At 63.5% G+C, this 13,457-nt stretch carries 12 protein-coding genes; 7 read left to right on the plus strand and 5 right to left on the minus strand.

Annotation, left to right across the window (positions count from 1 at the left end; translation table 11 throughout):
• The first annotated feature begins 1 nt into the window (after position 1).
• From tssJ to EB815_RS29980, 7 genes are all read left to right on the plus strand, one after another.
• Positions 2-454, plus strand: coding sequence for a type VI secretion system lipoprotein TssJ (tssJ, locus tag EB815_RS29950; RefSeq protein ID WP_056564974.1), 453 nt, complete (start codon positions 2-4; stop codon positions 452-454).
• 39 nt (positions 455-493) lie between these two features.
• Positions 494-1,828: a type VI secretion system baseplate subunit TssK gene (gene tssK / locus EB815_RS29955; protein ID WP_056564976.1), complete on the plus strand. Its 1,335-nt coding sequence runs from the start codon at positions 494-496 to the stop codon at positions 1,826-1,828.
• A 4-nt stretch (positions 1,829-1,832) separates the two neighbouring features.
• The gene (gene icmH / locus EB815_RS29960; RefSeq protein WP_056565768.1) at positions 1,833-3,155 is read left to right on the plus strand and encodes a type IVB secretion system protein IcmH/DotU; all 1,323 of its coding nucleotides are present in this window, start codon (positions 1,833-1,835) and stop codon (positions 3,153-3,155) included.
• Between the two features lies 1 nt (position 3,156).
• Positions 3,157-6,693 carry a type VI secretion system membrane subunit TssM gene (gene tssM / locus EB815_RS29965; protein WP_056564978.1) on the plus strand — a complete coding sequence of 1,179 codons (3,537 nt, stop codon included), beginning with the start codon at positions 3,157-3,159 and terminating at the stop codon, positions 6,691-6,693.
• Positions 6,675-7,217, plus strand: a complete 543-nt coding sequence (tagF, locus tag EB815_RS29970; protein ID WP_244493915.1) for a type VI secretion system-associated protein TagF — start codon at positions 6,675-6,677, stop codon at positions 7,215-7,217. The genes tssM and tagF overlap by 19 nt, the downstream gene beginning before the upstream one ends.
• Positions 7,218-7,297: 80 nt before the next feature.
• Entirely contained in the window at positions 7,298-8,353 is a 1,056-nt protein-coding gene (locus EB815_RS29975) for a DUF2169 family type VI secretion system accessory protein (RefSeq protein ID WP_056564982.1), read from the plus strand.
• On the plus strand, positions 8,353-9,444 hold the full coding sequence (locus EB815_RS29980; protein ID WP_056564984.1) for a beta-ketoacyl synthase N-terminal-like domain-containing protein: 1,092 nt from the start codon (positions 8,353-8,355) through the stop codon (positions 9,442-9,444). Before EB815_RS29975 ends, EB815_RS29980 begins: the two co-directional genes overlap by 1 nt.
• Here EB815_RS29980 and EB815_RS29985 read toward each other — a convergent pair.
• The 5 genes from EB815_RS29985 to EB815_RS30005 are packed head-to-tail and all read right to left on the minus strand — an operon-like array spanning position 9,431 to position 13,449.
• Positions 9,431-10,453: a type VI immunity family protein gene (locus EB815_RS29985; protein ID WP_081294657.1), complete on the minus strand. Its 1,023-nt coding sequence runs from the start codon at positions 10,451-10,453 to the stop codon at positions 9,431-9,433. The genes EB815_RS29980 and EB815_RS29985 overlap by 14 nt on opposite strands.
• Positions 10,422-10,976, minus strand: coding sequence for an SMI1/KNR4 family protein (locus tag EB815_RS29990; protein ID WP_056564989.1), 555 nt, complete (start codon positions 10,974-10,976; stop codon positions 10,422-10,424). Before EB815_RS29990 ends, EB815_RS29985 begins: the two co-directional genes overlap by 32 nt.
• A 10-nt stretch (positions 10,977-10,986) precedes the next feature.
• Positions 10,987-11,946, minus strand: a complete 960-nt coding sequence (locus tag EB815_RS29995; protein ID WP_065004919.1) for a DUF4150 domain-containing protein — start codon at positions 11,944-11,946, stop codon at positions 10,987-10,989.
• 4 nt (positions 11,947-11,950) lie between these two features.
• On the minus strand, positions 11,951-13,024 hold the full coding sequence (locus EB815_RS30000; RefSeq protein ID WP_056564991.1) for a HEAT repeat domain-containing protein: 1,074 nt from the start codon (positions 13,022-13,024) through the stop codon (positions 11,951-11,953).
• Positions 13,024-13,449, minus strand: coding sequence for a DUF6484 domain-containing protein (locus EB815_RS30005; RefSeq protein ID WP_056564993.1), 426 nt, complete (start codon positions 13,447-13,449; stop codon positions 13,024-13,026). The genes EB815_RS30000 and EB815_RS30005 overlap by 1 nt, the downstream gene beginning before the upstream one ends.
• Positions 13,450-13,457: the final 8 nt, after the last annotated feature.

Genomic DNA, 13,457 nt, shown 5'->3' on the forward strand with positions numbered 1-13,457 from the left:
CATGATCGATCGACGCGAATTTATCGTTGCCCTTGGCGCAACGGGGCTGCTTGCGGCTTGCCAGAGCGGCCCGCCAAAACCTTCGGTGATCACCGTCAACGTGTCCGGCGGGGCCGGCATGAACCCGGGACCGGGCGGCGGTGACCGGCCAGTGACTGTCCTCGTGATGCGGCTGCGCGGCACCGGCAAATTCAATTCCGCCGACTATTTCGCCTTGCAGGGCGATGCCGGTACGGCGCTGGCAGGCGATCTTATCGGATCCGACCAGATCGCCGTCGGGCCGGGAAAATCCGCGTCCAAAACCATCACCGTCGAGCCCGATGCCACGGCGCTGGGCTTCGTTGCGCTGATCCGCGAGCCCACAGGCAGGAACTGGCGGACGACCAAGTCGGTGTCCCCGGGATCCAAATTCACAATCAACGTCACGCTTGGCAGCGGCGGTATTTCCGCCTAGCGGCCAGGGCAAGGAGAGCTCGATGCAGAGAGCAGCGGCATGAGCGATGCAAACAGGGTGCTGTGGTCCGAAGGCCTTTTCCTGCGGACCCAGCATTTCCAGCAGCAGGATCGTTTCTTCGAGGCGACGGTGCGCGGCGCGTTGCAGGCCGGGCAACTGCATACGTTCGGCTTTCAACAGCTGACGCTGGACCAGGCATTGCTGGAAGCCGGCCAGGTCTCGATCCTCTCCGCTCGGGGCATCTTCCCGGACGGGACGCCGTTCTCCATTCCCGACATGATGGATGCGCCGCGACCGTTGCCGGTCACCCCGGACACAGGCGCCGGACCGGTGCTGGTCGCCTTGCCGCTGGAACCTCCCGGCGGTGTCGGCTTCGATCCGGCACACGCGGCCGCTTCGGGAGCACGCTATCATGGGCGGATCGTTTCGGTGCGCGACGCCGTCCAGGGCGGTTCAGACCCAGAAGAAATCGAAATCGCGCGGCCGCAGGCGCTGCTGCTTGCGCCCGGCAGGTCGGTCGGCGGCTACACGGCCTTGCCGATAGCCGACCTCAAGGGAATCCGAGCCGATGGCGGCGTCTCGCTGGACGAGACCTTCCTGCCACCGACACTGGTTACCGGGGCGGTGGCCTGGTATCGGCAATTGCTTCTGGAAGTGGTCACGGGTCTCGATCAGATCGCCGAGGCGCATGGCAAGATGGTGATGGGCGGACCGGGGCGCAGCGTCGAAGACCTGCTGATGCTCAACCTCGCCAATGCGGCGCGGCCGCGGCTGGCCCACATGCTGGCGCAGGATGTCTTCCATCCGGCCGAGCTTTACCTGGAGCTTGCCGGGCTCGCCGGTTCGATGGCCACATACGGATCCAGCTCGCGGCGGCTGGGCGAGTTGCCGGCTTACGATCACATGGCGCCGGGGCCGGCATACATGGCGCTGGCGGATGCACTGCGCTCGCTCATCCTCAGCCTGCGCTACATCGAGCCGAAATCGCGGGCGCTGCCGGTCATGCGGCATTCGACCAACGTCTGGAAAATCCGCATCGACAATCCGAAGTTGCTGGTCGCCAGCCGCATCGTCATCCGGGTCGGCTCGGAGTTGTCGGAAGACGCGCTGCGCAAGATCTTCGTCAATCAGGCGACTGTCGGCTCGGCCGATCAGTTCGAGGGCCTGTGGAAATCGCGTTTGCCCGGCATTCCGCTGAAACCGCTCCACTCCCAGCCGCGCGAGATCCCTTACGACGGCGATCGGCTATGCCTCGAACTGGACCAGAAGAGCGAGCACTGGGCGTCGCTGCTCGATGCTCCCGGCTTCGTCATCGGCGTTTCGGGCGTGTTGCCAAGCGAGCCGCAGGTGGACTGCTATTCGGTGAACAGGTGAGATGATGAGCCGCGATGATCCTTTCGGACTGTCGGAGGATCGCGAACGAACCCGCATACGGCTGACCGGCGCGCCGATGCCACGGCCGATGGCGCCGCTCTTGCCGGGCACGGCGGTCAAGCGATCGCGCACGCATCCGAACGCGCTTGTCAACGCGTTCGCGCCCTTGCTCGAATTCGCGCCCGAGCTTGAAAGCGCGCTGGCGCCGGAGAACCCGGAAGCGCTGCGCACCCGTCTGCTCGAAGAACTGGTTCGGGCACGCGACACGGCGATGGCTACGGGGTCCTCGCTGGAGCGGGCCGACCAGGCAGCCTGGGTGGTGGCGGCGTTGCTCGACGATCTCGCCCTGAACACGCCGTGGGGCGGGGCCAGCGCCTGGCCGCGGCAGCCGCTCGTGGTCATGCTGCGCGGCGATGTCGATGCCGGCACGCAGTTCTTCACGCGTCTCGACGAACTGGAACGCCATCCCAACCGCGATCGCGAATTGCTGGAACTGCAATATGACTGCATGGCGCTCGGCTTCCGCGGCAAATATCGCGTGCCCGGCCGGTCGGGCGACCGCTCGCTCAACGCCGTTCGCGTGGCCGCGGCACGCTTCCTGCGCGACGCCGACGCCGAGGGCGCGCCCCTGTCGCCAAACTGGAAGGGCGTGATCGCCTCCGACGAGCCGCAGCGCTTCATCGTTCCGATCTGGGTCATGACGCTCGGTGCGGCGGTTGTCGCCACGGCCGTCCATATCGGGCTGTCGATGGGGCTGAGCAGCCAGGCGGTCGAGCTTTCAGCGCTTGTTCGGACCTTGCCGCCGCCTGAACGCGGTGACATCAGCCGGACCTCGCCCAAGGTCGATGCTCCGCCACCGGAGAAAGTGGATTTCGCGCTCTTGCCGGAATTCCAGGCGGGGGCGCCGGCCGACCTCAGGTCCGCCCTGAGCGGCACCGAGAGCGTCTCGCTGGCCAAGCTGATCATCCAGGCCTCCAACCCGGAACTGTTCCAGTCGTCGCGGCCACAACTGACCGAAGGCTTCGAGCCGCTGATCGGTTCGATCGCCAAGGTCATCCTCGCCAATCGGGAGCTGATCGGGAACATCACGGTGATCGGACATACGGACGGCGTTCCCCTGCAGAAGACCAATCCGCTGTCGACCAACCAGCGGCTGTCGGAGGCCCGCGCCCAGACGATCGCCGACATGCTGGTCCAGAACGGGGTGCCGCAGGACCGCGTTCATTCCGAGGGTCGCGCGGCGACCGATCCAGTGGCCAGCGACAGCACGCGCGAGGGGCGAGCCTTGAACCGCCGCGTCGAGGTGCTCGTCGAAAAGAGGCTGTGAGATGTTCATCCTGCGCTTCCTCTGGGCGGTCCTGACATCGCGCTGGCTGTGGACGCTGGTCGGCATCACGCTGCTTTCCCTGGTCATCTGGGTGTTCGGTCCGATCGTCAGGGTCGGTCCTTACGAACCATTCACTTCCGAAAATGTGCGTATCGTCATCATCGCGCTGCTGGTCATCTTCTGGCTGATCTGGCTGATCGTCGCCCAGCGCCGTGCGATCCGCGCCAACCGCATGTTCGTCGCCGAGATCGCGGCGCCGGTGGCGGAAAAGCCGCTCAGCCCCGGCGAGGAAAACGTCGCCGCCGTTGGTGCCAAATTCGCCGAGGTGATGGCCGAACTGAAGCGCCGCAAGCTCGGCGGACGCAAGTTCCTGCGCGAGATGCCGTGGTACGTGATCGTCGGGCCGCCGGCCACCGGCAAGACCACGGCCCTGCGGCAGTCCGGACTGAATTTTCCGATCGACCTCACCGACGACCTGCAAGGGGTCGGCGGCACGCGCAACTGCGACTGGTTCTTTTCCGAGAACGCGGTTCTGATCGACACCGCCGGCCGCTATGTCCAGCAGGAAAGTCAGCCCGATGTCGACGCGGCGGAATGGCTGGGCTTCCTCGACCTTCTGAAGAAACATCGCGGCCGCCGCGCGCTCAACGGCGTGATCGTCGCGCTTTCGATCGACGTGCTTTCAGAGGGCGACGAAGCCATCAAGGCACACGGCCGCAAGATCCGTCGCCGGCTGGCCGAACTCAACGACCGGCTCGAAATCCGACTTCCAGTCTATCTGATGCTGACCAAGGCCGATCTGATCAAGGGTTTCGAGGCTTTCTTCGGCGGCCTGTCCACCGCTTCGCGCGAACAGGTATGGGGAACGACCTTCGCGCTGGATGCGCGCGTCGATGCCAAGACCATCGAGCGGGAAATTTCAATACTGGCGACGGAACTCGAGCGGCGGCTGGTACCGCGCCTGGAGGACGAAGACAAACTCGCCGCCCGCGCCGAGATCTTCAGGTTTCCCGCCCAGTTGTCCAGCCTGTCCGAACCGATCCAGGTGCTGGTCGAAGCGATGTTCGGCGAAAGCCGGTATGAAGAGGCCGCCTGGCTGCGTGGCCTCTACCTGACATCGGCGACGCAGGAGGGGGCGCCCATCGACCGGCTGACCGCGGCGCTGTCGTCGTCCTTCGGCCTGCCGCCACGACGCGCCCTGCCCGCTCCAAGGGTGGAGAAACGCAGCTTCTTCCTGAAAAACCTGCTCACCGAAGTCATCTTCAAGGAAGCCGGCCTCGGCACGTTCGACCCGCTGGCGCAACGCCGCCGCGCCTGGATCTGGCGGGGCGCCGCGGCCGCGTGCGCGGCCGGCGCCTTGCTGGCCGGCGGTCTGTTCACCTGGTCCTATTTCGACAACCGCAACGCGATCACGGTGCAGGCAAGCCAGTTCGAATCGTTGCAAGCGCCGCTGACCTCGGCTGCCGCAAGCCCGGCATCGGTGCAGCAGCCCGCCCTCGACGGCGCGCTCGAAGCGATGGACGCGGTCGCGAATGCCCGGACCGCACCGCCGGGCGCCGCCCAGGATCTGCTGGGTCCATCCGCCTCGGCCGAACTGGTGCGAGCGCAGAGCGACACATACGACCATGCCTTGCGCAATGTTCTCGAGCCACGCATGGTCGCACTGCTCGAGGCGACCATGTGGCGGCAGATCCGCGATCCGGATTTCATGCTGGGAGCGCTGAAGACCTATCGCATGATGACGGGCCTGTCGCAGATGGATGCCGATTTCGCCCAGAACTGGTGGGTGAACAGCTTGCCGGAATTCGCGGCCGCGGCGCCGTTTCCGACCGCCGACGCCGAAGAGCATCAGCTTGCCGCCATCCGGCGCATGGCGGTCGACGAAAGCTATGTCGCGCCCGACCAGGCGCTGGTCGCCGAAGCGCTGAAAACAGTCTGCACGATCTCGTTGCCGGCGCGGGCCTACAAGCAGTTGCTGGCCGATCCGGAGGTGGCCGGTCTCAAGGAGTGGATCCCGGCCAATTTCGCCGGCCCCAATGGCGGCAAGGTGTTTGCGCGGCGTTCCGACAAGACACTTCGCGTCGGGATCGCGGGGGCATTCACCTATGCCGGTTTCCACGACGCCATTCTCGACCGCATCGACGATGTCGCCGCCCAGGCGGCACTCGATCGCGCGGTTTTTGCCGGCGGCTGTTCGGAAAACTCCGAGACCTCGGTCTCGGCGCTGTCCGAGGATATTCTGAAGCTCTACTATGACGACTACATCGCCCAATGGGACAGCTTCCTGCGAGACATGCGGCTCGCGCCATTGACCGATCTCAATGTCGCCAGTGAGAATCTGAAGGATCTGTCGAGTGCCGATTCAGCCCTGAAACGTCTGCTGACGGCGGTCGTGCAGGAGACCGAACTGACGCGCTCCGACGAAGCGCCCGCCGACGACAAGGCAGCGGCCAAGGGCGCTTCGAAACTGCTCGGCAAGCTTGGCAAGCTCGGCAAGCTGGCGACATCGGGGGCTAAGCTGCTTCCCCGCGCCGGATCAGCCACAGAGGTGGACCTGACCGGCAATCTGGTGGCGGTACATTTCAAGCCGCTGAAGAGCACCATTGCCGAGGTCGACGGCCAGCCGCCTGCACTGGATGCCGCGGTCGTCGCGCTGACCGCGCTGTCGAACGTCCTGCAGACCGTCACCGCTAACCCCAATCCGCAAGATGCCATCAAGAAACAGGGCGGCCTTGCCGAACTGACCGGCGCGGTCGCCAGGCAGGCGCAGATCCTGCCCGACCCTATCAACGCCTGGCTCAGCGGGATTGCCGGCGACACCAGCAATTTGACGCAGAAGGCGGTGACCTCTGAGCTCAACGCCATCTGGCGGGCGGACATACTGCCCTTCTGCCAGGCAGCGCTGAACGACCGCTATCCGTTCAGCGCCGACAGCGCGGTGGACGTCAATGTACGTGATTTCGCCCGCTTGTTCGGGCCGGCCGGACTGATCGACGGTTTCATCAACGACCATCTGATCAACTATGTCGACACGACCAGCCAGCCGTGGAAATGGCGCGCCGATTTCGGCCTCGATCCCTCGGCGCTGGCGGCATTCGAGCAGGCCAGGCATATCCGCGACGATCTTTTTCCAGGCGGCACCGGACCGGTGATGAGCTTCACGCTCGAACCGAAGGACCTGTCTCCGAACGTCACGCGCGTCACGCTCAATCTCGACGGCCAGACCCTCGTCTACTACAACAATGCAACGCGGCCGCAACCGATGACCTGGCCCGGCAAGGATGGGACAGGGGTCATTTCGCTTGCCTTCCAGCCCATCGACGGATCGCCTGAAATCATGCTCAACGAGACCGGCAGCTGGGCTTGGCTGAGGATGCTGCGCAGCGGCCGTTTCGCCGGCACGCAGCTGTCCGATGTTTACAGCCTGCGCCTGGGCACGAAGGGCATGTATGCCGATTTCGAGCTCAAGGCCGCCAGCGTCGAGAACCCCTACAATCTGCAGATGTTCAAGAAATTCTCATGTCCGCCGCAGATATGATCCAGCCCGGCTTCTACGGCAAAATGCCCGCAACCGGCGATTTCGTGACGCGGCGGCTGTCGGGTGAGTTTGTTCGCGGCTGGGATCGCTGGCTGGCGCAGCACCTCGTTCCGCTGTTCGGCTCGCAATCCTGGCCAAGCACGACCGCGCTGCGCTTTCTGGCTGGCCCGGCGTCCTTCGGCGCCTCGGCGGGCATCATCGTGCAAAGCGCCGACAGGGTGGGCAGGAAGTTCCCTTTGAGCGTCGTTGCGCAGCTTGCCGAAGCGCCCATTCAGCTGGCTGCCGCCGAGGCGTGGTTTTCCGGCATCGAAGCGGCGGCCGTCACCGCCCAGAACGGCGAATTGACGCCGGACGAACTGGATGCCGCGCTGGCCGGACTGCCGGTGCCAGCCGTCGAGCCGGGCGACGAGATCATCAGCAACATGGTGATGTGGACGGCCAATTCGGACATTTTCGACATCGATCCGCAATCGCCGCAAACGACGCTGGAACAAATCCTCGCCGCCAGCTGGGAGACCAGCTGATGGACGAGGCGCCTTTGGCGGATCGCGCTGCCACGCGCGGCGGGATGCCGCCACCCGGGACCGGTTGAAAGAGCGCGTCGATGTGGCTTTTGTCGAACCAGACGCCATTCGCCGTAGAGCGCAACTGGACACGCGACGAACGCGGCCATGAGGTCTGGCTCGTGGCGATCAAAGGCTCATTCGAGATCGATCCTGACGGCAAACAGACGCTGCTGAAAGACCAGACCCCGGTCACCAAGGCTCCGCTTCACGGCGCGGATCCAAACGAATTGCTGGACGAGAGCGATTTCAATATCGAAAAGAAACATTCCGATGTGCTGATCGAGGGGCATGTTTACGCACCGGGCGGCCAGCCGAGCCTCGATACCGTCGCCCGCGTCAAGATCGGCGATCTGGACAAGACCGTCAGGGTCAGCGGCGACCGTGTCTTCATGCCCGGCCCGGTTTCGGTCCGCATGAGCCGTCCGCAATCCTTTGTCGAGATGCCGATCAGCTGGCGCCGAACCTATGGCGGCATGGACATGGAGGCCTCGACGCCGGACTGGGATCAGCGCAATCCGCTCGGCACCGGCTTTGCGGTGAACCCGCAAAGACTGGTCGGCAAGACGGCACCGAACTTTGAATATCCCGACGCACCCTATCGCGATCATCGCAGCGGCAAGCCGGCAGCTTTCGGTCCGGTGGCCCGGCATTGGCAGCCACGGGCAAAGCACGCCGGCACCTATGGCGAGGAATGGAAAAAGACACGGGACCCGCTTTTGCCGCATGATTTCAGCCGCCTGTATTATCAATGCGCCCCTCAAGACCAGCAGACCAAACTACCGCTCGTCGGCTACGAGGACGTGCGTCTCGGCAACTTCACGACTGACGGCTTCTGGCGGTTCCTGCTGCCGCGCGTGACGTTCGTGATCACCACCGAGTTCTACGGCCGGGCGGACCGAAGGCATGACGAGGCGCCGATCCACACACTGCGCATCAAACCCGATTTGCGGCAGTTCTCGATCACGTGGATGTCAATCCTGCCGGTCCCCTATGACGAGGAGCATCTGAAAAACACGACGGTGCGGCTGAAGAGGCGGATCGGTGTATCACCGACAATCGCGGCCACCGGAGTGTGGTCGGCGGAGGATTCGTGATGGCCGGGGGCGCGGTCATCGTGGTGGTCGGCGTTGGCGCGCGCACGCCTCTTGGCTTCGACGCGTCGTCAAGCGCGGCAGCGGTACGTGCCCGTCTTTCGGCGATCCAGGATCACCCTTTCATGGTCGACCGCTTCGGAGAATTGATGAAGGTAACGCGCGACACCGGGATCGATGTCACCCTCAACGGTCCGGACCGTGCCGTTGAAATCGCAATCTCGCCGGCGCTGGATGCGCTTCGGCCCTTGCTGGCGAGCACGCCGTCGACCGAGGTTTCGCTCATACTCTCCACCGGCGAACCTCGCCCGGGTCAACCGCAAGGCTTCGCAGCTGAAGTGAACTCCAAGCTGCGCAGGCGGCTTTCACAGCACGTCATATTGGAGGGCGGGGGCTCGACCGCGGGCGGTCACGCCGGCGGTTTGCTAGCGATTTACCACGGGTGCAAGTTGCTGCGCGAAGGCAAGGCCAAGTTGTGCCTCGCCGGAGGGGTCGACACCTATCTCGAACCCGAAACGCTTGAGTGGCTCGATGAGAACGGACAGCTGCATTCGGAGGGGAATATCTACGGATTCTGCCCTGGCGAGGCGGCGGGATTCTGCCTGTTGACCACATTGGCGACAGCTCGCGCGCTCGGTTTGCAACCGCTGCTCGAGGTTGTCGCGACGTCGGCCGCGGGCGAAGAAAACAAGATCAAGACGGAGACCGTGGTGCTTGGCGAGGGCTTGGGAGCGGCGTTCCGGACTCTGTTCGAGGATGCGCCGACAGACCCCGTCGATCGCATCATCTGCGACATGAACGGGGAACGTTACCGCGGAAACGAATATGGCTTCGCGGTGATCCGCAATCCCGGCCGCTTCCGAGACGCCGCTGATTTCGAAACCCCGGCCGACTGCTGGGGCGACGTCGGCGCGGCATCCGGGCCGCTATACGTCAGTCTCGTCACCGAGGCGCAAGCGCGTAACTATCAGAAAGGCCCGCTGTCGCTGATCTGGGCAAGTTCCGAGAACGGCTCGCGCGCAGCCGCCCTGCTCGGCTCACCGGGCGTCCGGCCGAGTTCCGGGGCTGACGGCCCCCGGCCTATTGCACGGTAGGCAAGGTCAGCCATTTCGAATCGATCGAGAAGCGGTGAAGCCACTCGTCGGTGGATTCGGCGTTGGATATGAAACCGTCGCCGGCCAGCGGGCCGACGCCGCTGAGGACAAAGCCGTCCATCACTTTGGCCATTTGCTGATAGGCAAGCACCTTCCTGGCCAGCCGGTTTCTATCGAGCGAGTCGGGTTCGGCCGCCAACATGAACACTGTTCCGAACCGTTGCTCGAATATGGCGATATCGGCGTCCGCACGAAGGTCCTGGATGCGGGCAGCCACGCCCGCGTCGTCCATGAAGGACGTGCCCAACAGGTTGATCCAACATGGTGATTTCAGTTCGCTTCGCATCCGGAACGGAATGAGGTCGAGCATGTCGATATCGACGCCCCAGAACCGTCGGGCCTTGGCGTAGATTTCCGTGAAGGCCTCGTCCTTTTTGTCCCTCGCGAAGGCGAAGACGGGCCCGCCATGCCCCGAATAGATATCTATTCGATCCGCCAGAGTGCGCAGAAGACGCGTCAATTGCTCGACGGGAAAATCCAACGGAAAGAGAAAACGGACATACCAGGCCAACCCCAGCGATCGTCGCTTCATCGCCTCGATGTTGAGGCTGAATGTTCCCCGGTCATCGTCGATCTCACAACCGTCCCAAAGCTGGGCCTCAAGGCCCCTGCCCTCGCGGATCCGCTTTCTTGCCGCTTCGAAGAACCGATAGTTCGATCGGTCAGCGCTTCGCGCCGCCTGCGTCAGAACCGGATCCGCAACCGACGACCAAAAGGGCAATTCCGCTATCTTGAACAGCTTGATGCGGCTCTTCGGGCACACCGCCTCATAAACATCCAGAATCCAGTCGAAATCGTCGACCGTCAATCGTTTCGGGTAGATCACAACCTCAAGCAGGATCTTGTTGAGTGGCGCATCGTCGACCACTCTCGATCGCAAGAGCGCCGCGGGGAATCCCGGCAAGGGCTTTCCTGGATCACTGTTCGTCGGCATCGCCGCGGTCCGCACCTTCGCGCTCCACTTCGATGGAGTGCCTCAACGATTTCAGGAACTCCGTGAGGTATTCGTCAAAATCAGCGTATTCGCGCGTCAGCTTTCCGTCCTCATACTCCTTGAACGTCGCCTTGCCATCCGAACCCTCCTGCGGCGGCCACATGAACAGGTAATTGTTGGTGTCCTCGCCGAGCACGACGGCGACCGCGTCGTCGGCCGGATTCTCGTCACCAAAATCCTCGAACACCTCCCAGACCATCTCGAGCGTGTCCTCGAACCATTCCTCGTTGCTTCCTCTCGTCCCCAGGATCGCGGCGTCGCCGTCGAAGTCGGTCCAGCCGTCATGCATCAAGAGGAACTCGCGATAGGACGGCTCGATGGGGAACCCGCATTTCTTCTCGAAGCGTGCGATGTCCTTTTCCGTTGCCGGCTTCGACGGCGGATCGGTCATGTCCTCATCCAGCGTGAGCATGTCGAGTTCCCGCTTGGCCTCCAAAAGCTGGGCCACAAGATCCGTGCGCTCTCGATCGTTCAGCATGGCGGCTCCATCAGCAGCAGTCCCCGCGAACGCCCGTATGTCGGTTCGGGCCGCTCGTTTTCAGATCGCTCATCGCACCACCGATCCATTTGTTCGGCCGGCGTGACATCCAACGAAGATTGGATCCCCGGGTAGGATGGCCGTTGTGCTGGATTTCCTGGACGTGATCCGGGCTGAACAGCCTGTATTTTGGCCGCGTGCTCTCGGCCTTCTCCTTGAGTTTCTTCTGACAGTCCGGGGAAACGTCATGGAATCCCATGTCCTCGGGCTTTCCTTCCCCGCCCGGACCCTTGCCCAGCCTGGCGTAGCGCTTGATCGACTTGCAGACGTTGTTGCCGGAATTTCTCGTTCCGTCGCCATCCGGCCCGTATCTCTTGCCGGCCTGCTTGACCTCGGTGAACTCCGAACTCTTTCTGCCCTTGAGCGCGGCATCGTACGCCTTGATCTTGGCGCATATCTCTTCCAGCTCGCACTCGTCGTACTTCTTGCGCGGCTTTCCGGATTTCGTTTTTCCCTTCGGCGCGTCTTCGCACAGGATCACCAGAACCGTGCCTTCGGTCTTGCTCCGGGGATCCACATTGCCCCCAAGATCCACCGTATTCTTGTCGTTGTGAAACTTCTTGTCCGTGTGGCGGCAGGCGTTCTGGCCGTCCATTTTCACGTCGAAGGAGTAGGTGATCCAGTCCGTCGCCTTCATGTTGACGTTGGATTTTACGCCGCCAACGGTGCCGGGTTCGTCGCCATTGCTTCGGCTGTAGTGGGATCCCTTGATGGCAATCATCTTGCCCTTTGCGAACACCGTCGTCGTTCCATCGGAGAGCGATGATTGTTCCGCGATATTGGGGTAGGGAAGCGGGACAGGCCCGCCGGGGCTTGGCGTCTTGCAGACATCCGGGATTGTCGCCATCGAGAGGCCGACCGTGCCCTTGTAGGTCAGGCCAAGGTTGTTGACGGAGATGTGTGACGGCATCGCCTTACAGCCCCCTTGCCCAATCCTTCACCCGGTCCGCTACCGGCAGGTAGGGTGGGTTGTCCTCGAAATACGTCGCGAAGGCGTCACCGAGCACTGCCGGCTCGACGGAAAACAAGCTGTCCTCCAGCCGTGCCTCGGGAAACAATTCTAAAAATGCCGCCCCCGCGGGCACCGCCAGCGCCGGTGTGCGCATCTGGTGGATGAGCCAGTGCAGGAGGGTGCGATCGCCGAGCATACCCGCGCCTCGCACGGCCAAGGGCGCGTTTTCCGGCGTCTTGAGCAATCCACCCATCCAGCCGCGCACATCCTTGTCCGGCTCGGCCTTGATCACCGCGCGCAAGGCCGTCATTGCATCGGCACCACCACCGACCGCCACCTTCCGCAATTCAGGGCTGGCCAGATCGCCTGAGCCGAGTTCGGTCAGCGCCCAGGCCGCCCAGAACCGCGACTTCTCGTCGGCATCATTCAAGGCGGCTCTCAGTTCCTCCACAAGGTCCGCACGTTTCAGCTTTCCGGCGAGGTGCAGGCTGGTGGCGCGAACCCGTGCATCCGGATCGCGGACAAGTCGAACCAGCATCTGCCTGGGATCGACATTGTGCCCGAGGCAGGCGGATACACCGAGAAATCGCTTGAACGCATCCGGCGCTCCGATCCAGTCCCGCACCAAGGGGGCGATCGTTGTCGGCTCGTGCCAGGCCAGCGCACCGATCAGCCCGCGAGCGTCGTCGCCACCTTGACGGCCGAACTCGACAGCCTCGGCAACACGGCGACCATCGGTCTGCTCGATCCCCATCCATCCGTAGAGGAACAGTTCGCCCTTTTCGGGAAAGTCATCATACGCCGCCAAGATATACGGCCAGGCGGCGGGACCGGCGATGCGCAAACCATCAAGGTTGGCCTCCAGGCGCCTGTCGACGCTGGCGACCACATCGACATCGGGCGGATCGCTCTCCATCAACGTGTCGCGCTGCGCCCAGAAGAACGCGGCCTGCTCGGCATGCTGCCGAACGATATCCGGCACTATTCGCCGCTCGGGCGCGCCTTCCGCTTTCGGTTTGTCCTGTGCCGCCAACATCAGTTGAGATCGATCGATCCGCCCCGGATACGATTGGCGGCGCTGGCCTGGCTGGTGACATAGGTGCCGCGAATGGTGATGCGGCCGTCTTTTTCCATCAGGATCGCCGCCTCGCCGCAACGCAACTCGATACGCTCCTTGCCCACAATCCGCACAATCTCGCCGTCGCGAATGATCTGCGGCGAGGCCGCCTTGCGGGCCGGCTCGACTACGCGCCCAACAATCAAAGGGCGACCCGGATTGCCATCTTGAAACAGCAGTGCGACTTCGGCACCGATCATTTCGGAGCTGAGTTCGGTCAAGCTGCGGGCCGGGATGGCTATCTCTTCTGGATTGCCGGGGAAGACGACAAGCGGCGCACCTTCTCCGAACCCCAGGAAAATCCCGATCACGACCCCTTCGATACGCTCACGTGTTTCGACCATCGTCACAT

Origin of the sequence: Mesorhizobium loti (genome assembly GCF_013170705.1) — a bacterium.
Taxonomy (GTDB): Bacteria; Pseudomonadota; Alphaproteobacteria; order Rhizobiales; family Rhizobiaceae; genus Mesorhizobium; species Mesorhizobium loti_D.